This is a genomic window from Pseudomonas sp. P65(2024), from assembly GCF_057480955.1.
In genome coordinates, this window is the sequence record NZ_JBLIYX010000001.1 from 191,980 (window position 1) to 213,339 (window position 21,360).

21 protein-coding genes are annotated in these 21,360 nt (G+C 65.6%); 10 read left to right on the top strand and 11 right to left on the bottom strand.

The window, feature by feature from the left end; all coding sequences use genetic code 11:
* The 4 genes from rloB to AC25MA_RS00920 all read left to right on the top strand — a co-directional run bounded on the left by rloB (window position 1) and on the right by AC25MA_RS00920 (window position 4,951).
* The gene (gene rloB, locus AC25MA_RS00905; protein WP_062359491.1) at window positions 1-1,536 is read left to right on the top strand and encodes an osmotic stress tolerance membrane protein RloB; all 1,536 of its coding nucleotides are present in this window, start codon (window positions 1-3) and stop codon (window positions 1,534-1,536) included.
* Window positions 1,536-2,516, top strand: a complete 981-nt coding sequence (locus AC25MA_RS00910; protein WP_028692610.1) for an alpha-L-glutamate ligase-like protein — start codon at window positions 1,536-1,538, stop codon at window positions 2,514-2,516. The genes rloB and AC25MA_RS00910 overlap by 1 nt, the downstream gene beginning before the upstream one ends.
* Before the next feature lie 243 nt (window positions 2,517-2,759).
* Entirely contained in the window at window positions 2,760-4,103 is a 1,344-nt protein-coding gene (gene pabB / locus AC25MA_RS00915) for an aminodeoxychorismate synthase component I (protein ID WP_028692611.1), read from the top strand.
* Between the two features lie 113 nt (window positions 4,104-4,216).
* A complete protein-coding gene (locus AC25MA_RS00920; RefSeq protein ID WP_062359495.1) occupies window positions 4,217-4,951 on the top strand; it encodes a phosphoadenylyl-sulfate reductase in 735 nt (244 codons plus the stop codon).
* A 67-nt stretch (window positions 4,952-5,018) separates the two neighbouring features.
* Here the strand turns inward: AC25MA_RS00920 and cysB are convergent, their stop codons facing one another.
* The 3 genes from cysB to AC25MA_RS00935 all read right to left on the bottom strand — a co-directional run bounded on the left by cysB (window position 5,019) and on the right by AC25MA_RS00935 (window position 7,676).
* Complete coding sequence (cysB, locus tag AC25MA_RS00925; protein ID WP_011533140.1) at window positions 5,019-5,993, bottom strand: HTH-type transcriptional regulator CysB; 975 nt, start codon at window positions 5,991-5,993, stop codon at window positions 5,019-5,021.
* A 127-nt stretch (window positions 5,994-6,120) separates the two neighbouring features.
* Window positions 6,121-6,618 carry a universal stress protein gene (locus AC25MA_RS00930; protein WP_028692613.1) on the bottom strand — a complete coding sequence of 166 codons (498 nt, stop codon included), beginning with the start codon at window positions 6,616-6,618 and terminating at the stop codon, window positions 6,121-6,123.
* Between the two features lie 95 nt (window positions 6,619-6,713).
* Entirely contained in the window at window positions 6,714-7,676 is a 963-nt protein-coding gene (locus AC25MA_RS00935) for a putative 2-dehydropantoate 2-reductase (protein ID WP_088852466.1), read from the bottom strand.
* A gap of 261 nt (window positions 7,677-7,937) precedes the next feature.
* Here AC25MA_RS00935 and AC25MA_RS00940 point away from each other — a divergent pair, with 261 nt between their 5' ends.
* Window positions 7,938-9,014 (top strand): 3-deoxy-7-phosphoheptulonate synthase, encoded by a 1,077-nt coding sequence (locus AC25MA_RS00940; RefSeq protein ID WP_028692615.1) that lies wholly within the window; start codon window positions 7,938-7,940, stop codon window positions 9,012-9,014.
* A 58-nt stretch (window positions 9,015-9,072) separates the two neighbouring features.
* On the opposite strand, the gene AC25MA_RS00945 is transcribed toward AC25MA_RS00940, so the two are convergent.
* On the bottom strand, window positions 9,073-9,354 hold the full coding sequence (locus AC25MA_RS00945) for a GNAT family N-acetyltransferase (protein WP_028692616.1): 282 nt from the start codon (window positions 9,352-9,354) through the stop codon (window positions 9,073-9,075).
* A 489-nt stretch (window positions 9,355-9,843) separates the two neighbouring features.
* Here AC25MA_RS00945 and oprI point away from each other — a divergent pair, with 489 nt between their 5' ends.
* Window positions 9,844-10,095 carry an outer membrane lipoprotei OprI gene (gene oprI, locus AC25MA_RS00950; protein WP_003259780.1) on the top strand — a complete coding sequence of 84 codons (252 nt, stop codon included), beginning with the start codon at window positions 9,844-9,846 and terminating at the stop codon, window positions 10,093-10,095.
* A 230-nt stretch (window positions 10,096-10,325) separates the two neighbouring features.
* Here the strand turns inward: oprI and AC25MA_RS00955 are convergent, their stop codons facing one another.
* The 3 genes from AC25MA_RS00955 to AC25MA_RS00965 form a co-directional block, all read right to left on the bottom strand.
* Window positions 10,326-11,300, bottom strand: a complete 975-nt coding sequence (locus AC25MA_RS00955; RefSeq protein WP_028692617.1) for a L,D-transpeptidase family protein — start codon at window positions 11,298-11,300, stop codon at window positions 10,326-10,328.
* Between the two features lie 94 nt (window positions 11,301-11,394).
* Window positions 11,395-11,676, bottom strand: coding sequence for a hypothetical protein (locus AC25MA_RS00960; RefSeq protein WP_213883875.1), 282 nt, complete (start codon window positions 11,674-11,676; stop codon window positions 11,395-11,397).
* 58 nt (window positions 11,677-11,734) lie between these two features.
* Entirely contained in the window at window positions 11,735-12,340 is a 606-nt protein-coding gene (locus tag AC25MA_RS00965) for an arylesterase (protein WP_028692619.1), read from the bottom strand.
* A 10-nt stretch (window positions 12,341-12,350) separates the two neighbouring features.
* Between AC25MA_RS00965 and AC25MA_RS00970 the strand changes: the two genes are divergently transcribed.
* Window positions 12,351-13,034: an ABC transporter ATP-binding protein gene (locus AC25MA_RS00970; RefSeq protein ID WP_028692620.1), complete on the top strand. Its 684-nt coding sequence runs from the start codon at window positions 12,351-12,353 to the stop codon at window positions 13,032-13,034.
* The gene (locus AC25MA_RS00975) at window positions 13,034-15,541 is read left to right on the top strand and encodes an ABC transporter permease (protein WP_236248170.1); all 2,508 of its coding nucleotides are present in this window, start codon (window positions 13,034-13,036) and stop codon (window positions 15,539-15,541) included. The genes AC25MA_RS00970 and AC25MA_RS00975 overlap by 1 nt, the downstream gene beginning before the upstream one ends.
* Before the next feature lie 192 nt (window positions 15,542-15,733).
* Here AC25MA_RS00975 and greB read toward each other — a convergent pair whose 3' ends face one another.
* From greB to AC25MA_RS00995, 4 genes are all read right to left on the bottom strand, one after another.
* The gene (gene greB, locus AC25MA_RS00980) at window positions 15,734-16,207 is read right to left on the bottom strand and encodes a transcription elongation factor GreB (protein ID WP_028692622.1); all 474 of its coding nucleotides are present in this window, start codon (window positions 16,205-16,207) and stop codon (window positions 15,734-15,736) included.
* An 89-nt stretch (window positions 16,208-16,296) separates the two neighbouring features.
* A complete protein-coding gene (locus tag AC25MA_RS00985; protein WP_028692623.1) occupies window positions 16,297-16,605 on the bottom strand; it encodes a hypothetical protein in 309 nt (102 codons plus the stop codon).
* Window positions 16,606-16,851: 246 nt separating this feature from the next.
* Window positions 16,852-17,286, bottom strand: coding sequence for a DoxX family protein (locus tag AC25MA_RS00990; RefSeq protein ID WP_062359501.1), 435 nt, complete (start codon window positions 17,284-17,286; stop codon window positions 16,852-16,854).
* Between the two features lie 111 nt (window positions 17,287-17,397).
* Window positions 17,398-18,804: an MltF family protein gene (locus AC25MA_RS00995; protein WP_232853606.1), complete on the bottom strand. Its 1,407-nt coding sequence runs from the start codon at window positions 18,802-18,804 to the stop codon at window positions 17,398-17,400.
* 160 nt (window positions 18,805-18,964) lie between these two features.
* On the opposite strand from AC25MA_RS00995, the gene AC25MA_RS01000 reads away from it, so the two are divergent.
* Complete coding sequence (locus AC25MA_RS01000) at window positions 18,965-19,771, top strand: TatD family hydrolase (protein ID WP_307942068.1); 807 nt, start codon at window positions 18,965-18,967, stop codon at window positions 19,769-19,771.
* Window positions 19,772-19,857: 86 nt separating this feature from the next.
* On the top strand, window positions 19,858-21,336 hold the full coding sequence (locus AC25MA_RS01005; protein ID WP_280092336.1) for a methyl-accepting chemotaxis protein: 1,479 nt from the start codon (window positions 19,858-19,860) through the stop codon (window positions 21,334-21,336).
* Window positions 21,337-21,360 lie beyond the last annotated feature (24 nt).

A 21,360-nucleotide genomic window follows, 5' to 3' on the forward strand; every position in this document is an offset into this window, starting at 1 on the left:
ATGCGCTCTCTTACCCTTCACCTGAAAGTCCTGATCACCGTCCTGGTGCTGCTGGGCATCGCGATCACGGCCTACCAGATCTTCGCCCTCGGCATCCCGGTGACCGAGGACGAGACCGACGACCTGTGGAACATCGACGCCAAGGTCGAGTTCGTCGCCAGCGCCAAGGACCCGGTCAAGGTGCAGATGTTCGTGCCCCCGCTGAACCGTGACTACGTGAGCCTCAACGAGAGCTTCATCTCCAACAACTACGGGGTCAGCGTCAACCGCGCCGACGGCAACCGCAAGGTGACCTGGTCGGCCCGTCGCGCCAGCGGCAACCAGACCCTCTACTACCGCCTGGTGCTGACCAAGCGCTACAGCAACGAAAAGACCAAGATCAAGGGCCCGACCTTCCGCGACAGCCTGGCCGTCGAGGGCCCGGAGAAGATCGCCGCCGAAGCGCTGATGGCACCGATCCGCCAGCACTCGGCCGACGTCGAGACCTTCGTCAGCGAGACCATCAAGCGCGTCAACAATGTCAACGACGACAACGCCAAGCTGCTGCTGGCCGGCGACAACTCACCGCTGAAGAAGGCCCAGGTCATCGACCTGCTGCTGTCCATCGCCCACGTGCCGCTGGAGAAGGTTCACACCATCCGCCTGGTGGCCGACACCCCGCAGAGCCCCGAACTGTGGCTGCGCAGCTTCAACGGCAACGACTGGCTGTACTTCAACCCGGAGACCGGCGAGCAGGGCCTGCCCAGCGACCGCCTGCTGTGGTGGACCGGTGACGACAACCTGATCACCGTCGATGGCGGCAAGAAGGCCACCGTCACCTTCAGCATGAACAACAGCGAGATGAACGCCATCCGCCTGGCCAAGCTGACCGATGAGAACACCGACGCCGACTTCCTCGAATACTCGCTGTACGGCCTGCCGCTGCAGACCCAGCAGACCTTCATGATCATGGTGATGATCCCGATCGGCGTGCTGGTGATCCTGGTGCTGCGCAACCTCATCGGCATCCAGACCCTGGGTACCTTCACCCCGGTGCTGATCGCCCTGGCCTTCCGCGAGACCCAGCTGGGCTTCGGCATCATCCTGTTCACGGTGATCACCGCCCTGGGCCTATCGCTGCGCTCGTACCTTGAGCACCTCAAGCTGCAGATGCTGCCGCGCCTGTCGGTGGTGCTGACCTTCGTCGTGGTGCTGATCGCCGCCATCAGCCTGTTCAGCCACAAGCTGGGCCTGGAGCGCGGCCTGTCGGTGGCACTGTTCCCGATGGTGATCCTGACCATGACCATCGAACGCCTGTCGATCACCTGGGAAGAGCGTGGCGGTGGCCATGCCATGAAAGTGGCCGTTGGCACCCTGTTCGCCGCCTCCATCGCGCACCTGCTGATGACCGTGCCGGAAGCGGTGTACTTCGTCTTCACCTTCCCGGCGGTACTGCTGATCCTGGTGGGCTTCATGCTGGCGATGGGTCGCTATCGCGGCTACCGCCTGACCGAGCTCGTGCGCTTCAAGGCATTCCTGAAGAAGGCTGACGCCTGATGTTCGGCCTGATCAAGACGTGGAAAGCCCTGGAGGCCCGGGGCATCATGGGTATCAACCGGCGCAACGCGGACTACGTGCTGAAGTACAACAAGCGCCACCTGTACCCGATCGTCGACGACAAGATCATCACCAAGGAGCGTGCCCTGGCAGCCGGCATCCATGTGCCGGAGATGTACGGCATCATCGAGACCGAGAAGCAGATCGAGAAACTCGACGAGATCATCGGCGGGCGCAGCGACTTCGTCATCAAGCCGGCCCAGGGCGCCGGCGGTGACGGCATCCTGGTGATCGCCGACCGCTTCGAGGACCGCTACCGCACGGTCTCCGGCAAGATCATCAGCCACGAGGAGATCGAGCACCAGATCTCCAGCATCCTTACCGGCCTGTACTCGCTGGGCGGGCACCGCGACCGCGCGCTGATCGAGTACCGGGTCACCCCGGACCAGATCTTCAAGAGCATCAGCTACGAAGGCGTGCCGGACATCCGCATCATCGTGCTGATGGGCTACCCGGTGATGGCCATGCTGCGCCTGCCGACCCGCCAGTCTGGCGGCAAGGCCAACCTGCACCAGGGCGCCATCGGCGTGGGCGTTGACCTGGCCACCGGCCTCACCCTGCGCGGCACCTGGCTGAACAAGATCATCAGCAAGCACCCGGACACCACCAACGCGGTGGACGGTGTGCAGTTGCCGAACTGGGACGGCTTCATGAAGCTTGCCGCCAGCTGCTACGAGCTGTGCGGCCTGGGCTACATCGGCGTGGACATGGTTCTGGACCAGGACAAGGGCCCGCTGATCCTCGAGCTCAACGCCCGCCCCGGCCTGAACATCCAGATCGCCAACGACTGCGGCCTGACCCAGCGCACCCACGCCATCGAGGCGCACCTGGAGATGCTGGCCAAGGAAGGTCGCAGCGAGGATGCCGAGCAGCGCGTGAAGGTCTCGCAGGGATTGTTCGGCCACGTCAATCCGCTATAGCCCAGGCCCTGCGCAATCCCTGCAGGAGCGGCCTTGTGTCGCGAAAGGGCTGCAAAGCAGCCCCAGAATTTCAGCGTTTATGCAGAGATTGCCGGGGCCGCTTTGCGGCCCTTTCGCGACACAAGGCCGCTCCTACAGGGGAACTGCGCAGAACCGGACGATGAATGTCGTTGCCAGTGCTAGGCGCATTTCCCGCACGGGTCTACAATCGCCCACCTCGCTTGTTCATCGCCGTCCATCCTGATGCCGACCTGTACGCTCCACCCCCTGCCTTACCAGCCCGACCCCGCCTTCTACTTCGAACGCCTGCGCCGCGCGCCCGGTGCGATCCTGCTAGACAGCGCCCGCCCAGGTGCCGAACGCGGTCGCTACGACCTGCTCAGCGCCTGGCCTTTGCAGCAGTTGCAGGCAAATCCCGAGGAGGACGGTCGCGACTACCTGCAGCGCCTACGCCAGGCCTTGGCCGAGCTGGGGACGGCACAACTGCCCGAGGGCATCGAACTACCGTTCGCCGGTGGCCTGATCGGCTACCTGAGCTACGACTTCGGCCGGCGCCTGGAGCAGTTGCCGACACACGCGGTCGACGATCTCGGCCTGCCCGATGCCCGGCTGGGGCTGTATGCCTGGGCACTGGTGTCCGACCATCGGCTAAGCAGCAGCCAACTGGTCTTTCACCCGAGCCTGCCCCAGACCGAGCGGCAACGGCTCATCGCGCTGTTCGACGCCAGCGCCCCGGGCGACACCGGCGACTTCCGCCTGCTCGCGCCCATGACCGGCGATCTTCGCCCCGAGCATTACCGGGCGGCGTTCGACCAGGTGCAGCGCTACATCCAGGCCGGCGACTGCTACCAGATCAACCTTACCCAGCGCTTTCGCGCCCCCTGCCAGGGCGACCCGTGGCGCGCCTACCTGGCCCTGCGCGCTGCCTGCCCGACGCCGTTCTCCGGCTACCAGCAGTTGGATGAAGGCACTGCGCTACTGAGCTTCTCCCCCGAGCGCTTCATCCGTGTCAGCCAGGGCGAGGTCGAGACGCGCCCGATCAAGGGCACCCGCCCGCGTGCCGCCGATCCGGTGGAGGACGCACGCAACGCCGCCGAGCTGCTGGCCAGCCCCAAGGACCGCTCGGAAAACCTGATGATCGTCGACCTGCTGCGCAACGACATCGGCCGCACCTGCCAGACCGGCTCGGTGAAGGTGCCGGAGCTGTTCAGCCTGGAGAGCTACCCCAACGTTCATCACTTGGTCAGCAGCGTGGTCGGCCGCCTGGCCGCCGGCAAGGACGCCCTGGACCTGATCGCCGGCAGCTTCCCCGGCGGTTCGATCACCGGTGCGCCGAAGATCCGCGCCATGCAGATCATCGACGAGCTGGAGCCGGCGCGCCGGGCGCTGTACTGCGGCTCGCTGCTGTATGTCGACGTGCGCGGCGAGATGGACAGCTCCATCGCCATCCGCAGCCTGCTGGTCAAGGATGGCCAGGTCAGTTGCTGGGGTGGCGGCGCGGTGGTGGCCGACTCGCACTGGCAGGCCGAGTACGAGGAGTCGATCGCCAAGGTGCGGGTGCTGATGGAAACGTTGCAGGCCTTGTAAGACTCGGTGGGAGCGGGCTTGCCCCGCGATCGCCAGGCGTCTGCCCCGCCATTTTTTGTTACCATCTGACCACTACGAGCGCACAGCGCCACTCAACCGATGGAAACCGCCTGATGAGCCAACCCTTCGACGTCGCCGCCCTGGCCGCGACCTATGCCAGCAAGTCCCCGCAGGAGATCCTCAAGCTCGCCTTCGAGCATTTTGGCGACGACCTGTGGATCTCCTTCAGCGGCGCCGAGGATGTGGTGCTGGTGGACATGGCCTGGAAACTGAACAAGCAGGTCAAGGTGTTCAGCCTCGACACCGGCCGCCTGCACCCGGAAACCTACCGGTTCATCGACCAGGTACGCGAGCAGTACAACCTGCCCATCGAGATCCTCAGCCCGGACCGCGACAAGCTCGACCCGTTCGTCAAGGAAAAAGGCCTGTTCAGCTTCTACAAGGACGGCCACGGCGAGTGCTGCGGCATCCGCAAGATCGAGCCGCTGCGCCGCAAGCTGGCCACCGTCAGCGCCTGGGCCACCGGCCAGCGCCGCGACCAGAGCCCCGGTACCCGCAGTCAGGTGGCTGCCCTGGAGATCGACAGCGCCTTCTCCACCCCGGAGCGCACCCTGTACAAGTTCAACCCGCTGGCGCAGATGACCAGCGAGGAAGTCTGGGGCTACATCCGCATGCTCGAGCTGCCCTACAACAGCCTGCATGAGCGCGGCTTCATCAGCATCGGTTGCGAGCCGTGCACCCGCCCGGTGCTGCCGAACCAGCACGAGCGCGAAGGGCGTTGGTGGTGGGAAGAGTCGACGCAGAAGGAGTGCGGGTTGCATGCCGGCAACCTAATTACCAAGGCTTGAAATAGCCGGGGCCTGTAGGAGCGGCCTTGTGTCACGATGGGCCGCAAAGCGGCCCCGCTATTTCAAATCAGTGCACCGGCAGCTCGACACCCTCGAACAGCTCTTCGAGCTCCTGCTTGTTATGGCACTGGATCGCCTTGGCCATCACCTCACGGGTCAGGTGCGGCGCGAACTTCTCGATGAAGTCGCACATGAAACCGCGCAGGAAGGTGCCACGACGGAAGCCGATCTTGGTGATGCTGGCCTCGAACAGCTCGCTGGCGTCCAGGCACACCAGATCGCTGTCGAGCTTCGGGTCGACCGCCATCTTGGCCACGATGCCCACGCCCAGACCCAGACGCACATAGGTCTTGATCACGTCGGCGTCGGCGGCGGTGAACACCACCTTCGGCGTCAGGCCACGGTGATTGAACGCCTCGTCAAGCTTGGAGCGACCGGTGAAGCCGAACACGTAGGTGACGATCGGGTACTCGGCCACCGCTTCCAGGGTCAGCTTCGGCAGCTTGGTCAGCGGATGGCCCTGGGGCACCACCACGCAGCGGTTCCACTTGTAGCAAGGCATCATGATCAAGTCGCCGAACAGCTCCAGCGCCTCGGTGGCGATGGCGAAGTCGACGGTGCCGTCGGCCGCCATCTCGGCGATCTGCATCGGCGAGCCCTGGTGCATGTGCAGGGCGACTTCCGGGTACTGCTTGATGAAGTTGCTGATCACCGGCGGCAGCGCGTAGCGCGCCTGGGTGTGGGTGGTGGCGATCGACAGGGTGCCCTTCTTCTCGTTGGAGAATTCCTGGGCGATCTGCTTGATGCTCTCGACCTTGCGCAGGATCTCGCCGGCGGTGTTGATGATGCGCTCGCCGGCCGGGGTGACGCGGGTCAGGTGCTTGCCACTGCGGGCGAAGACCTCGACGCCCAGCTCATCCTCGAGCAGGCGGATCTGCTTGCTGATACCTGGTTGGGAGGTGTACAGACTCTGCGCCGTCGCGGAAACGTTGAGGTCATGGTGCGCCACTTCCCAGATGTAGCGCAGTTGCTGAAGCTTCATAGATTTCCCTCAAAGGCGGTAGGTCACCGGCGCGCCGGCAGCGACGAGTTATAACTATATTAGTGGCTTGAGAAATAAATCTAGAACTATTTTGTTACGTTCGCTGTAAAAAGTCCTACCGTGAGGCTCACGATTTCCTACGCCCAAGATGGTGAGCCAATGGCACCATGTACACCGGCACCGGTGACAGCTGCAGCAGCCGCACCGCCGTGCGGCCGATCGGCACATCCACCCCCGCGCCGGCGCTGTGGCTACCGAAGATCAACAGGTCAACCGACAACCGCTGGGCCTGCTCGAGGATCACCTGGGCCGGGTCGCCCTGGCGCACCCGCACCGCGCGGATCAATGCCAGGTCGGCCGGTTCGGTCATCTCGTCGCGAAAGTTCTCCAGCACCCGCTGCTCGATATTGGCCATGACCGTGTTGACGCCCTCGCTGTGCAGCGCATCGAGGGTCTGCTCGTCGAGGTAGCTCTGCAGCAGCGATTCGGCGAACTGCCCCATGGGCTCCACGGCGTGGATCACATACAGCTCTGCGTTAAAGGTCCGCGCCAGGGCCAGGGCGTGCTGCATGACAAAGGGCGCATAGACACCGAGGTCAGTGGCAAACAGCATGGAACGGATCATTCGACCTCCTCGACTGCCGCGACGGCAGAGCAAGCTTGAGCTTAGCAGCGCCATAGCCGGTCGCCTGGCCGTCCGGCGCACAGCCGCCGCGGGCTTCAGGCCTGCCGGCTACGCCGGTCGATGAACGCCAGGGCCTGGTACAACGCCTCCATGCGCGGCAGCGCGCAACCGGCCGCGCGGGCGCGGGCCAGGGGTTCGGCATAGATCGCTTGCAGCTCCAGCGGCCGCTGCTGCACATGGTCGTGGTACATGCTCGGCCAGTAGTCCGGCATCTTCTCGGTGATGCGAAACAGGTGCTCGGCATAACCCGACGGTAGCTCGCGGCCACAGGCCTTGGCGCCCGCCACCACTTCGGCCATCAGCGCCTGGATCAGCGCGCGGCTGTCGGCATCGCCCATCAAGGGCGTGGTGCTGGCCTGCAGCAACACCGAAAGGCCGTTGTAGGGCACGTTCCACACCAGTTTCTGCCAGCGCGCCTGGTCGAGGTCGGCCATGGCCTGGGAGTCGATGCCCGCAGCCCGGAACAGCCCGGCGCCCTCCTCCACCACGGCGGCCCCGCCGTCCTGCGCCGGGCCACTGTGATAGCCCAGGTTCACCGCGCCCAGCGACTGGTGGCGGATTTCGCCGGGCCCCTCGCGATTGACGCAGATGAAGCACAGGCCGCCGAGCAGGTGCAGGTCCGGGCGCAAGGCCGGGCGCAACTGCTCCTCGACCCCAAGGCCGTTCTGCAGCAACACCACCCGGGCCTCGGGCGCCGCTGCCTGGACGATCAAGGGCGCCAGCTCCGCGTTGCTGGTGGCCTTGGCCCCCACCAGCAGCCAGTCGCAGGGCGGCATGTCGGCGGCACGGGCGTATGCCTGCACCGACATGTGCACCTGACCATGCACCGCGCTGTCCAGGCGCAGCCCCTGCTCACGCACGGCCTGGTATTCGCTGCGCAGCAGGAAGTGCACGTCGTAGCCGGCACGGGCCAGCATCAGGCCGTAGAAACCACCGATTGCGCCGCTGCCGATGATGCCGATGCGGGGATTGCCAATGCGAGGGTCAAGGGACGCCATGCCGTGCTCCTGGTCGAGAGTCATTATTGTGAGTCAGCCACTATACCCGCGTGCCAGCCATCGCGGCCAAATCCTCCCCATAGGCGCGGCGCTTGCCCGCAAATGCCGTCAGATGGGTAAAAACCCCGTATCGACGGGCCCCAGCCCATTGTCGCGCCCCTGCTAACGCGCTAAGGTTCGGCCTCCCCGCTGCGAATATTCTGCTGCTGGGCCGCACGGGGAACGCTGGCGGCCGGCACCCGTGACCTGACGAGTAACACGATGGCTGATTTACCGATCGATGACCTTAACGTTGCCTCCAACGAGACCTTGATCACCCCCGATCAGCTCAAGAAGGAAATCCCCCTCAGCGCCAAGGCCCTGCAGACCGTGACTGCCGGCCGCGAAGTGGTGCGCAACATCCTCGACGGCAAGGACCATCGCCTGTTCGTGGTGGTCGGCCCCTGCTCGATCCACGACATCAAGGCCGCCCACGAGTATGCCGAGCGCCTGAAGGTGCTGGCCGAGGAAGTCTCCGACACCCTGTACCTGGTCATGCGCGTGTACTTCGAGAAGCCGCGGACCACCGTCGGCTGGAAAGGCCTGATCAACGACCCGTACCTGGACGACTCGTTCAAGATCCAGGACGGCCTGCACATTGGTCGCCAACTGCTGCTGGACCTGGCCGAGAAGGGCCTCCCCACCGCCACCGAAGCGCTTGACCCGATCTCCCCGCAGTACCTGCAGGACCTGATCAGTTGGTCGGCCATCGGCGCCCGCACCACCGAATCCCAGACCCACCGCGAGATGGCCTCGGGCCTGTCCTCGGCGGTCGGCTTCAAGAACGGCACCGATGGCGGCCTGACCGTGGCCATCAACGCCCTGCAGTCGGTGTCCAAGCCGCACCGTTTCCTGGGCATCAACCAGGAAGGCGGCGTGTCCATCGTCACTACCAAGGGCAACGCCTACGGCCACGTGGTACTGCGCGGCGGCAACGGCAAGCCCAACTACGACTCGGTTAGCGTTGCCCTGTGCGAGCAGGACCTGGTCAAGGCCAAGATCAAGCCCAACATCATGGTCGACTGCAGCCACGCCAACTCCAATAAGGACCCGGCCCTGCAGCCCCTGGTCATGGAGAACGTCGCCAACCAGATCCTCGAAGGCAACCAGTCGATCATCGGCCTGATGGTCGAGAGTCACCTGAACTGGGGCTGCCAGGCTATTCCGAAGAACCTCGACGAGCTGCAATACGGCGTGTCGGTCACCGATGCCTGCATCGACTGGGCGGCCACCGAGAAGACCCTGCGCAGCATGCACGCCAAGCTCAAGGACGTGCTGCCCAAGCGCCAGCGCGGCTGAAATCCTGCGCAAACGAAAACGCCGGGCAATGCCCGGCGTTTTTCATGTGTACGGCCGTTCAGACCTTGCTCGAGTGGCGCTGCTGGCGCTCCATATAGCGCTCGACGTAAGAGCAAGAGGGAATCACGGTATAGCCCATCTGCTCGGCATAGGCCAAGGCCTGCTCGGTGAGCGCCGCGGCGATCCCGCGACCGCGCAGGGCATTGGGGACGAAGGTGCGATAGATGTCCAGCGTCTGCTTGCCCAGGTCCATGTACGTCAGATAGGCCCGGTGACCGTCCACGGTGGTCTCGAACTGATGACCGGCCTGGTCATGGTGGATGGTCAGCGTTTCGCTCATCACTACTCCTCGCAGGTCTTGTCGGCAGACCCTTACCTTACCGATGTGGTTTATCCGGCGGAGGAACCTCTACGCCACCTGTTGCCCCTTGGACAGCAGCCCGACCGGGATCGTTCTGCGTCGAGGCACCCTCAAATAGTAGGCGGCGCCAGCGAGAATGCTCAAGCTGCGCAGAATGAAAATACTGACAGCCACCCGCCCGAGGCCCGGCAACAGCAACCGGATGTTCTTGGGCTATGACGCTCGTCGACAGTTAAAGTCACCCTTAGTTCAACAAAAAGTTCCTGTACTACAATCGCTTGCGAACGCTGCTCAGGATTTTCACACTTTGTTTACAAACCCCGTCGCCGGGGCCGCCCAGAGCATTTTTTTTGCAGTTCTTGCGCTCAGTCAGTTTACTTACTACAAGTAATGGGTACTATGTACGCCGGCCAGTTTCTCTTTTCCGAGAGATGGCTATTTAATAGAAAGTCCTTGAAGGGGAACACGATGAACAACGTTCTGAAATTCTCTGCTCTGGCTCTGGCCGCAGTTCTGGCTACCGGTTGCAGCAGCGTATCCAAAGAAACCGAAGCTCGCCTGACTGCTACCGAAGACGCAGCAGCTCGCGCCCAGGCTCGTGCAGACGAAGCCTACCGCAAAGCTGACGACGCTCTGGCAGCTGCTCAGAAGGCTCAGCAGACCGCTGACGAAGCCAACGAGCGCGCTCTGCGTATGCTGGACAAAGCCAGCCGCAAGTAATAATCCTCACGGATTGTTATGGAGCCGACCCACTTGTGGGTCGGCTTTTTTATTGCCTGGGAGAAAAGCAGGCGATGCCGACCAAACAACTGGGGCCGCCTTGCGACCCATCGCGGAACAACCCTGCACCCAAAGGCATGGCGTTCGCCGTACCTGCAGGAGCGGGCGTGTCCCGCGATGGGCCGCCGGGCGACCCCAAAGTGCACCGCTAGTTGCCAGCGGGCAATCGCTTACTGCAGTTCTGGCGGAATGCTCGACACCATCGGCGCACTCGAGCCATTGACCGGCACGGCAATTTCGACTGGCATGCCGTCTTCGGCCGCCACCACATCGCGAACCATGTCCCAGTTCATGCGCAAGTTGTTGGCCAGGTCTTCACGCTTGAGCAAGGCGTTGATGACCGCAGTATGCTTGTCGACCACCGACGGGTTGCCGTGGTCGTCCAGCGGCGTGTGCGCCTCGAGGTAGACCTTGCCGGCGCTGATGCCAAACTTGTAGGGCTCGTTGATGATGCGCACCGGCGTGCCCACAGGGACCATCTTCGACAAGGTCAGCACGTTGTTGTTGAGCATGCGGAAGCAGCCGTGACTGGTACGCATGCCGATGCCGAACTTCTTGTTCGAGCCATGGATCAGGTAACCCGGTACCCCCAGGGTGAACTTGAATGGGCCCAGGGGGTTGTCCGGCCCGGCCGGTACCACGGCCGGCAAGATGTCGCCATCGGCGGCATGCTCGGCGCGGATCGAGGCCGGCGGCGTCCAGGTCGGGTTCGGCGTCTTGGCGGTGATCTTGGTATTGGCGATCGGCGAACCCCAGCCCTCGCGACCGATGCCCAGCGGGAAGGTGTGCACCACGTTCTGCCCTTTCGGGTAGTAGTACAGGCGGTACTCGGCCAGGTTGATGACAATGCCCTCACGCGGGCCTGGCGGCAAGATGTAGCGGGTCGGCAGGACGATCTCGGTGCCGGCGCCTGGCAGCCAAGGGTCGACGCCCGGGTTGGCGGCGATCATCTCGAGGTAGCCGAGGTCATTGGCGGTGCCGATGTCGGCGAAGGTGTCCTCGTACTTGGCCTTGATGGTATGAACCTGGCCGACGACGTCTTCACCGGGAGGTGGCAACGGCAGTTCCAGCGCAACAGCGGGGCCTGTCGCCAGCATGGCGGCCAGGGTCAGGCTACGGGTGACGGCGGGAAAGCGCGGCAACATCCGGGAAATCCTTCGAAAGATCAGTCAAGAAAACGATTGTACACCCGCGCCGAAACGAGCGGGAGGCGCATGCGTTTCAGATGATGAAAGGCGCTCAGAGTTCCGGCCATACCGGGCGCATGCCGCGCCGCTGGGCATCGAGGATCGCCCGGCACAGCGGGCACAGGCGCTCGTCGCGGTAGATCGTGCGCTCCACCCCCGACCAGCGCGGCTGCGCTGGCAGCAGGCCACCGCACAAGGTACGGTCGACCGGCACGCCCAGTTCGAGCTGGCGGGCGGCCAGGTGGATGCGCACTTCCTGGCAGGCAAACAGGTCGAGCTGCTCATCAGGCTCGATCAGTTGGTAGGCGTACAGGGACCAGGCGGGGCGCGGCATCGGGGGCACTCGAAACGGGGGGCGCAACATTAGCCGAAAGCGGCCCCCGATAAAAGCGTCACAGCAAGGGTTTTATCGTCGGCCAGGCATTTTCCAGCAGGCGCTGCTGGGCGGCCGCCGCCGGGTGGATGCCATCGGCCTGCATCAACTCCGGCACCCCGCCCACGCCATCGAGGAAGAACGGCACCAGCGGTACCTTTTTATCGGCGGCCAGCTGCTCATAGACCTGGGCGAACGCCGTGGTGTAGCGCACGCCGTAGTTCGGCGGCAGGCGCATGCCCAACAGCACCACCTTGGCACCGGCCTGGCGGGACTGGTCGATCATCGCGGCAAGATTCTGTTGCAATTGTTGCGGCGATTGCCCGCGCAGGCCGTCGTTGCCTCCAAGCTCCAGCACCACCAGGTCCGGCTTGTGCGCCGCAAGCAGCGCCGGCAGCCGCGCCTGGCCACCTGCGCTGGTGTCGCCGCTGATCGAGGCATTGACCACCTGATCGTCGAAACCCTCCTTCTTCAGCTGCTGTTGCAGCAGGCTGACCCACCCCTGGCGGGTATCCAGGCCAAAACCGGCGCTGATACTATCGCCGACGACAAGCAGCGTTCCCGCCGCCGCGCCCTGGGCCAGGCAACACAGGGCCAGGCCGGCACTCAACCACCACATTCGCATCGGATTCTCCATGGGCCCCAGCATTCTCGTTGCGCAGAACCTTAGCAAAGTGGTCCCCAGCGCGGAAGGCGACCTGACCATCCTCCACGCCCTCTCCCTCGATCTCGCCCAGGGCGACAGCCTGGCCATCGTCGGTGCCTCCGGCTCCGGCAAGTCCACGCTGTTGGGCCTGCTCGCCGGGCTCGACCGCCCCAGCGCCGGCAAGGTGATCCTCGCCGGCCACGATCTCGGCCCCCTCGACGAGGACCAGCGCGCCCGGGTGCGCGCCGAGCACGTGGGTTTCGTGTTCCAGTCGTTCCAGTTGCTCGACAGCCTCAATGCCCTGGAGAACGTCATGCTGCCGCTGGAGCTCGACGGTCGCCGCGATGCCCGCGAGCACGCCCGCGGTCTGCTCGAACGGGTCGGCCTGGGCAAACGCCTGAGCCACACCCCGCGCCAGCTCTCCGGCGGCGAGCAGCAGCGGGTGGCGATCGCCCGCGCCTTCGCCGCGCAACCGGCCGTGCTGTTCGCCGACGAGCCCACCGGCAACCTCGACAGCCACACCGGCGAGCGCATCAGCGACCTGTTGTTCGAACTGAACCAGGAGCGCGGCACCACCCTGGTGCTGGTGACCCACGACGAACGCCTGGCCAAGCGCTGCCGCCGCCTGATCCGCCTGGATGCCGGTCGCCTGGTCGCGCCCCTGGAGCCTTGATGACTCGCCTATCGTTCCCGCGACTGTGTGTCCTGGCCCTGCGCCAGTTGCTGCGCGATGCCCGCGCCAGCGAAGTGCGCGTGCTGTTCTTCGCCTTGCTGGTGGCGGTGGCGGCGAGTACCGCCATCGGCTACTTCGGCGCCCGCCTCAACGGTGCCATGCAACTGCGCGCCAGCGAGTTCCTCGGCGCCGACCTGGTCCTGCAGGGCAGCGCCCCGCCCAGCGCGCAGCAGATCGCCGAAGGCACGGCGCTGGGCCTGGGCCATGCGCGGGTAGTGGAATTCACCAGCGTGGTCGGCGGCGACAGCGGCATCCAGCTGTCCAGCATCAAGGCCGCCGACCCCGCCTATCCCCTGCGCGGCCAACTGCGCAGCGCGGCAGCGCCCTACGCCGAGGAAACGCTTGGCGGCGGCCCCGCGCCGGGCGAGGCCTGGGTCGAGCCGCGCCTGCTCGCGGCGCTGGGCCTGGCCATCGGCGACAGCATCGACGTGGGCATGAAGACGCTGCGCATGAGCCGCGTACTGACCTACGAGCCCGACCGCGCCAACAATTTCTACAGCCTGACGCCACGGGTGCTGATGAACCTCGCCGACCTCGACGCCACGGGGGTGATCCAGCCCGGTAGCCGGGTCAGCTACCGCGACCTGTGGCGCGGCGATATTGATGCCCTGCAGCAGTACCGGCAGACGGCGGAAAAAAGCCTTGCCGCCAACCAACGCCTGCTCGATACCCGCGACGGCAACCGGCAGATCGGCGGCGCCCTAGGCAAAGCCGAGCGCTACCTGAACATGGCGAGCCTGGTTGCGGTGCTGCTGGCCGGCGTCGCCGTGGCCCTGTCGGCCAGCCGCTACGCCGCGCGGCGCCTGGACGCCAGCGCCCTGCTGCGTTGCCTGGGGTTGTCCCGCCACCAGGCCCTCGGCCTCTACAGCCTGCAACTGGCCATGCTCGGCGTTGTCGCCGCGCTGGCCGGCGCCCTGCTCGGCTGGCTGGCGCAGCTTGGGCTGTTCCGTCTGCTCGAGGGCCTGTTGCCCAGCCAGGTGCCGCCCGGTGGCCTCACCCCGGCGCTGGCCGGCATCGGCACCGGATTGGTAGCCCTGGCCGGCTTTGCGTTGCCGCCACTGGCAGCCCTGGGTCGCGTGCCGCCGCTGCGAGTGCTGCGCCGCGACCTGCTGCCGCTGCCACCGAGCAGCTGGTTGGTGTACGGCGCCGCCCTGTTCGCCCTGGGCCTGATCATGTGGCGCCTGAGCCTGGACCTGCTGCTGACCTTCGCCCTGCTCGGCGGGGGGCTGATCGCCGCCTTGCTGCTGGGTGGATTGCTGTTGCTCGGCCTGCGCAGCCTGCGCCGGTTGCTGGCCGGCGCGCCGCTGGCCTGGCGGCTGGGGCTTGGCCAGTTGCTGCGTCACCCGCTGGCCGCCGCCGGCCAGGCCCTGGCCTTCGGCCTGATCCTCCTGGCAATGGGCCTGGTCGCCCTGCTGCGGGCGGAACTGCTCGACACCTGGCAGGCGCAGTTGCCCAAGGACGCACCCAATCATTTCGCCCTGAACATCCTGCCCGACGAGCGCCAGCCGTTCGCCGAGCGCCTGGCCCAGATCAACGCCACCGCCGCGCCGCTGTACCCGGTTATTCCCGGGCGCCTGACCCATATCAACGAGCAGCCGGTGCGCCAGCTGGTCAGCAAGGAGTCCACCGGCGAACGCGCCGTCCAGCGCGACCTCAGCCTGACCTGGGCCGCCGAGCTGCCCCAGGGCAATGCCCTGAGCGCCGGCCAATGGTGGCAGCAGGCACCCGCCAACGATGAAGCCCCCGGGGTTTCGGTGGAGGCGGAGCTGGCGCAGAGCCTGCACCTGCAACTGGGCGACCTGCTGACCTTCGACATCGGCGGCCAGCAACGCCAGGCCCGGGTCAGCAGCCTGCGCAGCGTGCACTGGGACAGCTTCCAGCCCAACTTCTACATGATCTTCCAGCCGGGCACCCTGCAAGGCCTGCCTACCACCTACCTCACCAGCTTCTACCTGGCGCCGGGCCACGACCAGGAGATCGTCGCGCTGTCCCGCGCGTTCCCGGCGGTGACCGTGCTGCAGGTCGACGCGTTGCTGGCGCAACTGCGCAGCATCCTCGCCCAGGTCACCCTGGCGGTGGAGTACGTGCTGCTGTTCGTGCTGGCGGCTGGGCTGGCGGTGCTGTTCGCCGGCCTGCAGGCAACCCTCGACGAGCGCATCCGCCAGGGCGCCCTGCTGCGGGCGCTGGGGGCGGCGCGCCAGCTGCTGGTCAAGGCTAGGCGCATCGAGTTCGGCCTGCTCGGCGCGGCAAGCGGCGTGCTCGCGGCACTGGGTTGCGAGCTGATCACCTGGGCGCTGTACCGCTATGCCTTCGACCTGCACTGGGCACCCCATCCGTGGCTGCTGGCGCTGCCGCTGGCCGGGGCGGTGCTGGTGGGCGGAGCCGGGGTGATCGGTACACGTCGCGCGCTCAATGCCAGTCCGTTGGCGGTGTTGCGCGAGGGGTGAAGAAATGAAGCATTGCGAATGATCGAGGGTTTGCGCTTTTCCCTGTAGGAGCGGCCTTGTGTCGCGAAAGGGCCGCGCAGCGGCCCCAGCAATCGTTGCCTTGATGCTGATATCCCGGGGCCGCTATGCGGCCCTTTCGCGACACAAGGCCGCTCCTACAGGGATCGAGTATGGCCTTGAGTTCTGCGCCAGCTAGAGGTTGTAGCGGATGCTGTTCACATACCAGGTCGCCTCACCGGTGGGCGTGTGCACCACCACCTCGTCGCCCTCCTCCTTCTTGAGCAAGGCCCGGGCCATGGGCGAGTCGATGGAGATGTAGTCGTTGCGCCCGTGGATCTCGTCATAGCCGACGATGCGAAAACGCAGCTGCTCGCCGTCATCGTTCTCGATTTCCACCCAGGCACCGAAGAACACCTTGCCTTCCTGCTGGGGCGAGTACTCGACGACCTTGACGTCTTCCAGGCGCTTGCGCAGGTAGCGCACGCGGCGGTCGATCTCGCGCAGTAGTTTCTTGTTGTACTGGTAGTCGGCGTTCTCGCTGCGATCGCCCAGCGAGGCCGCCCAGGTGACCTTCTGGGTGATCTCCGGGCGATAGACCCGCCACAGGTGATCAAGCTCCTGCTTCAGCGCTGCATGGCCTTCGATGGTGATGATGTTGGTGCTCAACGACTGTCTCCTCAGTGCATCCGCGGCGGACGACAGGCGCCCACCGGGAGACCGAGCTTAGCGAAAAACGGCTGGACGCGACACGCCGCTCAACGGCGGGTAATCAGGCCCTGGCGGGCAATGCGGGTGAGCTGGCCGATAACCTCGGCGGCCACTTCGGCCTCAGGCGCCTGGATCACGGCCAGGTCGAAGCGGTCGTTGCCGTACTGGTCGAGCTGTTCACAGCTGTCGGAGAACTGGATAAGGAAGGCACAGGCCTGGCCCTTGCGTCGGGAAAAGCCATCGAGATTGCGCAAAAGCGTGGGTTGATGCTGGCCGCCGAGCAGGATGCGCGGGGTACGGGAAGCCTGGTTCTTGGCCAGGGGGGTCAAGCAGACACTGGTACGTGGGCAACTCATGGAGTCTCTCTCCGCCTCGCTGTTCCCGCTGGGCAGCGGTGGGAGGCGTCACCGAACCAGCGCTTTAGCGGTATTTCGGATGACCCGTCGGGGCCTCTCCTGCGCCCCGCAAGTAGCTGTTTAAATCGGCGCAATCGGTATGCTAGAGGCTGACGCTTGAAGTTACAAGCGCTTGTGCAAAAGCAATCGCGGGGCCAGCCCACTCCCACACGCTTCGTGGGATTGGCCTGGCCCCGCGATTGCCGATCAGCGTGCGATCAGACGGTCCAGCGACAGCCGGCCCGCGCCCTCGATCAGCACCGCCACGGTACCGGCCATCAGCGCCAGGGCGAACTCATAACCGTTGTTGGACATGAACAGCCCGTTGCCGATATGCACCGAGAAGATCGCCACCACCAGGGTCACGCTCAGCGCCAGCGCCGCCGGGCGGGCCAGCAGGCCGACCACCAGGGCCAGGCCGCCGAAGAACTCGGCGCTGCCGGACAGCAAGGCCATCAGGTAGCCCGGGGTCAGGCCGATGCTTTCCATCCACTGGCCGGTGCCTTCCAGGCCGTAGCCGCCGAACAGGCCGAACAGTTTCTGCGCGCCGTGGGCCATGAAGATGACGCCGACCAGGATACGCACGACGCTTAGGCCATAACCGGCGCGGGTAGTGAACAGGGCTTTGAGGGAGTTGTTCATGTTTGCTTCCTTGTTTGAGCAGGTGTGTGTTGGATGAGCGCCATCTTAATCAAATCATCGAATAAGAAAATCGCAATAATCACGTAAATTCTATCGAATTATTAGATTTATCTAGCGCTTCGCCACACGCTCCAGGGAAGCCCGCTCGCGGTTGAACGCGAGGAAGTACTTGTTGACGCTATTGACGAAGTTCACCGGCCCCATGCCCACCTGCTCCATGGCGATGCGTTCGGTCTGGAAAAACCACTGGTTGCCATTGAGCCCACGCCGCCGGGCCTCGGCACGCATGGCCTGGACCCGCTCCGGCCCGAGGTTGTAGGCGGCCAGGATAAACGCCATGCGCTCACGCTCGTTGAGCTGGGGGCTGGCGAAGAACTTGCGGCGGATCAGCGCCAGGTAACGGGCGCTGGCCTGGACATTGCCGTCCACCGTGGCGGTGTTGCTCACTCCCACCCGCTGGGCCGCCGACGGGGTGATCTGCATCAGCCCGTGGGCGCCACCGGTGCCGCGCGCCTTGGGATCGAGGGTCGACTCCTTGAACGCCAGGGCGGCTAGGTTGAGCCAGTCGAACTGTTGGTCGCCACCGTGCTTCTGCAGCACCGAGCGCACCGACTCCAGACGCTGGCGGTCCCCGCGGGCCAGCGGGTTGTGCACCCTGTACTGGCGCCGGTAGATGCGCTCGAAGGCCGCGTCCTGGTTGTCCGGCGCGCGATAGGTGGCGAGGAAACGATCCACCGCCGCCTGCAGCATCGGCGCATCCTGGCGCACATACCAGCGCATGGCCTGGGGCTGGGCCAACTGCAGCTTGCTGTCCACCCGCAGACGCGGCATCACCCGCGCCCAGCGCTGGGCGATCGGCCGCTCAACTACTGTCAGCGGGTAGATACCGGCCTGGACCATTTCCAGCACATCCTCCACCGCCAGCGTCGGGTCGACCCACTCCACCTTGATCGGTGCCCGCTTGCGCAAGGCCAGCCGCTGGTTGATCGCCTGGATCGCCGCGCCCGCGGCACTGGCGGTGGTCAGGGCGACGGTACGCCCGGACAGCTGCTCGGGGCGGCTGTAGCCGCGCTCGCCCTTGCGCCCGACCAGTTGCAGCGGCACCTGGTCGACCACCGGGGCGCTGACGCCGACTCCGCGCACCACGCTCGGGTCGAGCAGCTCGCCGGGGGCGGCGAGATCACCCTCGCCGCGTTGCAAAGCCGCAAGCAGCTGCTCCTTGGCGCGGGGGATGATCTTCAGGGTGATTTCCTGGCCGTCGGCGACCCGGGCATTGAGGGCGTGTTCCAGGGCGCGCAGGCGATAGTACTCGACGCCTACCGGCTCGCCCTTGACCTCGCCGGAGCTGTTGCGGCTCTGGTTGACCAGCACCCGCAGCACCTTGCTCGAGCGGATCTGCGCCAGGTCGCGCACCTGGCTGGCCGGCACATGCTGCTGCGGCCCGGCTTCGCCGGCAGCGACCTGCCCGGCGGCCAGCAGCCCGGACAGCAACAGGCACGTCAAAAAGGTTCGCAACATGGGGAAAAGGGTCCGAGAGCGGTTGGCGGGCACCATGGTGCTGTGATCGATCCGTGACAAATGACCGCAACAGACCACGGCAAACGTTTGAAGTTCTTGGTTTTTTCTCGATATCCCGGTTTTTGCTATGCTGGCCGCCCCCGCGGCACGAGGTAGCACCATGCAACTGATCGATATCGGCGTCAACCTGACCAACAGCAGTTTCCACGACCAGCAGGCCGCCATCGTCGAGCGCGCCGTGGAGGCCGGCGTGGCACAGATGGTCCTTACCGGCACCAGCCTGGAGGTCAGCGCCGAGGCCCTGGAACTGTGCCTGCGCCTGGACGAAGCCGGCCAGCGCCTGTTCAGCACCGCCGGCGTGCACCCTCACGACGCCAGCCACTGGAACAGCGGCAGCGAACGCCAGCTGCGCGAACTGCTCGCCCAGCCACGGGTGGTGGCCGTGGGCGAATGCGGCCTGGACTTCAATCGCGACTTCTCCCCACGCCCGGCCCAGGAAAAGGCCCTGGAAGCGCAGTTGGCGCTGGCGGTCGAGCTGCGCCTGCCGGTGTTCCTCCACGAGCGTGAGGCCAGCGAGCGCCTGCTGGCAATCCTCAAGGACTACCGCGACCAGTTGCCCGCCGCCGTGGTGCACTGCTTCACCGGCGAGCGCCAGGCGCTGTTCGCCTACCTCGACCAGGACCTGCACATCGGCATCACCGGCTGGATCTGCGACGAGCGCCGCGGCACCCACCTGCATCCCCTGGTCGGCAACATCCCCGAGGGTCGCCTGATGCTCGAAAGCGATGCGCCCTACCTGCTGCCCCGCAGCCTGCGGCCCAAGCCGAAGAACGGCCGCAACGAGCCGGCCTTCCTGCCCGAGGTGCTGCGCGAGGTGGCCCTGCATCGCCATGAAACCGCAGCGCACACCGCCGCCCACACCAGCGCCTGCGCCCGCGCGTTCTTTGGTCTGCCTGAGGTTTCTTGACGCATATCAACAAGGCCCCTGGCGTTGGCGGGCACAATGATGGCACCTTGCCAATAATGTTTCCGCCAACTCAGAGAAGACCTACCATGGGTGCCTGGCTTAGCAACGTTTCCCTCAAATACAAGTTTTGGGCCGTCAATGCCGTGGCCTTCGTCACCACCCTGCTGCTGGTGCTCTACGCGGTGTACCTGGAGCAACAGGCCCGCGCCACCGGCGCCCAGGCGCAAGCCCAGGCCCAGGCCGAACTGCTGGCGGCATGGCCCGCCGGGCAGGCCCTGCCCACCCAGGCCAACCTGATCACCTGGCGCAATGGGCAAACGCCGCAGTTCGCCGGCGAACCCCTCGAGGCCCTGCGCGATGGCCAGGGCTGGGTCGAACTGTCCGGTGCCTGGATCCTCGGCGACTATCCGCTGCGTGGCGCCCAGGTGCTGCGCCGGGGCGACCAGCAGCTCGCGGTAATCGCCCAGTCGCCGAGCCTGCGCCAGGTCTATTTCGATCGCTTCAGCAACTACGCCGTGTGCGTGCTGATCCTGATGCTGGCGATGCTCTGCGCTTCACAGTTGTTGATCCGTTTCCTGCTCAGCCAGCTCAACACCCTCAAGGATGTGATGCTGCATGTGGAGAAGACCGGCGACCTCTCGGCCCGGGTGCCCCTGGCCTGCGGCGACGAAGTCGGGCAGATGGCCGGCGCGTTCAACGCCATGCAGACCACCTACCACCGCGTGGTCAGCACCGTGGCGCGCACCGCCGCGCAGCTGGACTCCGGCGCCGCGCGCCTGGCCGGCAGCATGGATGAAGTGCGCCACGGCATGATCGGCCAGCAGAGCGAGACCGACCAGGCCGCCACCGCCATCAACGAAATGACCGCCACCGTCCACCATATCGCCCAGCATGCCGGCGCCACCCGCGACCTGTCGCAGACCGCCGACACCCTGGCCGGCAGCGGCCAGGCCGTGGTCAGCCGCGTGCAGGACTCGATTGCCGGGCTCTCCAGCGGTGTGCAGCAGACCGCCGAGATGATCCGCCAACTGGCCGACGACAGCCAGAAGATCAATGGCGTGGTCGGCGTCATCCACAGCATCGCCGAACAGACCAACCTGCTCGCCCTCAACGCCGCCATCGAGGCGGCCCGGGCCGGTGACCTGGGCCGGGGCTTTGCCGTGGTCGCCGACGAGGTGCGCAACCTGGCCAAGCGCGTGCAGACCTCCACCGACGAGATCACCACCATGGTCGCCGACCTGCAGGCCGGCACCCGCGACGCGGTGGATTTCATGCAGGAAAGCTCATTCAAGGCCGACGATTGCGTCAAGCAGGCCCGCGAGGCCGGCGAGGCCCTGGCCGAGATCACCAGCGCCGTGGCACAGATGCGCGAAAGCAACACCCAGATCGCCGTGGCCGCCGAGCAGCAGAGCCAGGTGGCCGAGGAGATGAACCGCGCCGTGGTCAGTATCCGCGACGTGACCGAGGAGACCGTGCAGCAGACCGTCGGCTCGGCCACCACCAGCAGTGAGCTGGCGACCCTCGCCGGCGAGCTGAACAAGGCGATCGGCCAGCTCAAGCTGTGACCCGCGCCGGCTATGGCCACCATA

Bases quoted from the DNA above. Each gene is read 5' to 3' on its own strand.
- rloB (WP_062359491.1), top strand. From the start codon at position 1: ATGCGCTCTCTTACCCTTCACCTGAAAGTCCTGATCACCGTCCTGGTG.
- AC25MA_RS00910 (WP_028692610.1), top strand. From the start codon at position 1,536: ATGTTCGGCCTGATCAAGACGTGGAAAGCCCTGGAGGCCCGGGGCATC.
- pabB (WP_028692611.1), top strand. From the start codon at position 2,760: ATGCCGACCTGTACGCTCCACCCCCTGCCTTACCAGCCCGACCCCGCC.
- AC25MA_RS00920 (WP_062359495.1), top strand. From the start codon at position 4,217: ATGAGCCAACCCTTCGACGTCGCCGCCCTGGCCGCGACCTATGCCAGC.
- cysB (WP_011533140.1), bottom strand. From the start codon at position 5,993: ATGAAGCTTCAGCAACTGCGCTACATCTGGGAAGTGGCGCACCATGAC.
- AC25MA_RS00930 (WP_028692613.1), bottom strand. From the start codon at position 6,618: ATGATCCGTTCCATGCTGTTTGCCACTGACCTCGGTGTCTATGCGCCC.
- AC25MA_RS00935 (WP_088852466.1), bottom strand. From the start codon at position 7,676: ATGGCGTCCCTTGACCCTCGCATTGGCAATCCCCGCATCGGCATCATC.
- AC25MA_RS00940 (WP_028692615.1), top strand. From the start codon at position 7,938: ATGGCTGATTTACCGATCGATGACCTTAACGTTGCCTCCAACGAGACC.
- AC25MA_RS00945 (WP_028692616.1), bottom strand. From the start codon at position 9,354: ATGAGCGAAACGCTGACCATCCACCATGACCAGGCCGGTCATCAGTTC.
- oprI (WP_003259780.1), top strand. From the start codon at position 9,844: ATGAACAACGTTCTGAAATTCTCTGCTCTGGCTCTGGCCGCAGTTCTG.
- AC25MA_RS00955 (WP_028692617.1), bottom strand. From the start codon at position 11,300: ATGTTGCCGCGCTTTCCCGCCGTCACCCGTAGCCTGACCCTGGCCGCC.
- AC25MA_RS00960 (WP_213883875.1), bottom strand. From the start codon at position 11,676: ATGCCGCGCCCCGCCTGGTCCCTGTACGCCTACCAACTGATCGAGCCT.
- AC25MA_RS00965 (WP_028692619.1), bottom strand. From the start codon at position 12,340: ATGCGAATGTGGTGGTTGAGTGCCGGCCTGGCCCTGTGTTGCCTGGCC.
- AC25MA_RS00970 (WP_028692620.1), top strand. From the start codon at position 12,351: ATGGGCCCCAGCATTCTCGTTGCGCAGAACCTTAGCAAAGTGGTCCCC.
- AC25MA_RS00975 (WP_236248170.1), top strand. From the start codon at position 13,034: ATGACTCGCCTATCGTTCCCGCGACTGTGTGTCCTGGCCCTGCGCCAG.
- AC25MA_RS00985 (WP_028692623.1), bottom strand. From the start codon at position 16,605: ATGAGTTGCCCACGTACCAGTGTCTGCTTGACCCCCCTGGCCAAGAAC.
- AC25MA_RS00990 (WP_062359501.1), bottom strand. From the start codon at position 17,286: ATGAACAACTCCCTCAAAGCCCTGTTCACTACCCGCGCCGGTTATGGC.
- AC25MA_RS00995 (WP_232853606.1), bottom strand. From the start codon at position 18,804: ATGTTGCGAACCTTTTTGACGTGCCTGTTGCTGTCCGGGCTGCTGGCC.
- AC25MA_RS01000 (WP_307942068.1), top strand. From the start codon at position 18,965: ATGCAACTGATCGATATCGGCGTCAACCTGACCAACAGCAGTTTCCAC.
- AC25MA_RS01005 (WP_280092336.1), top strand. From the start codon at position 19,858: ATGGGTGCCTGGCTTAGCAACGTTTCCCTCAAATACAAGTTTTGGGCC.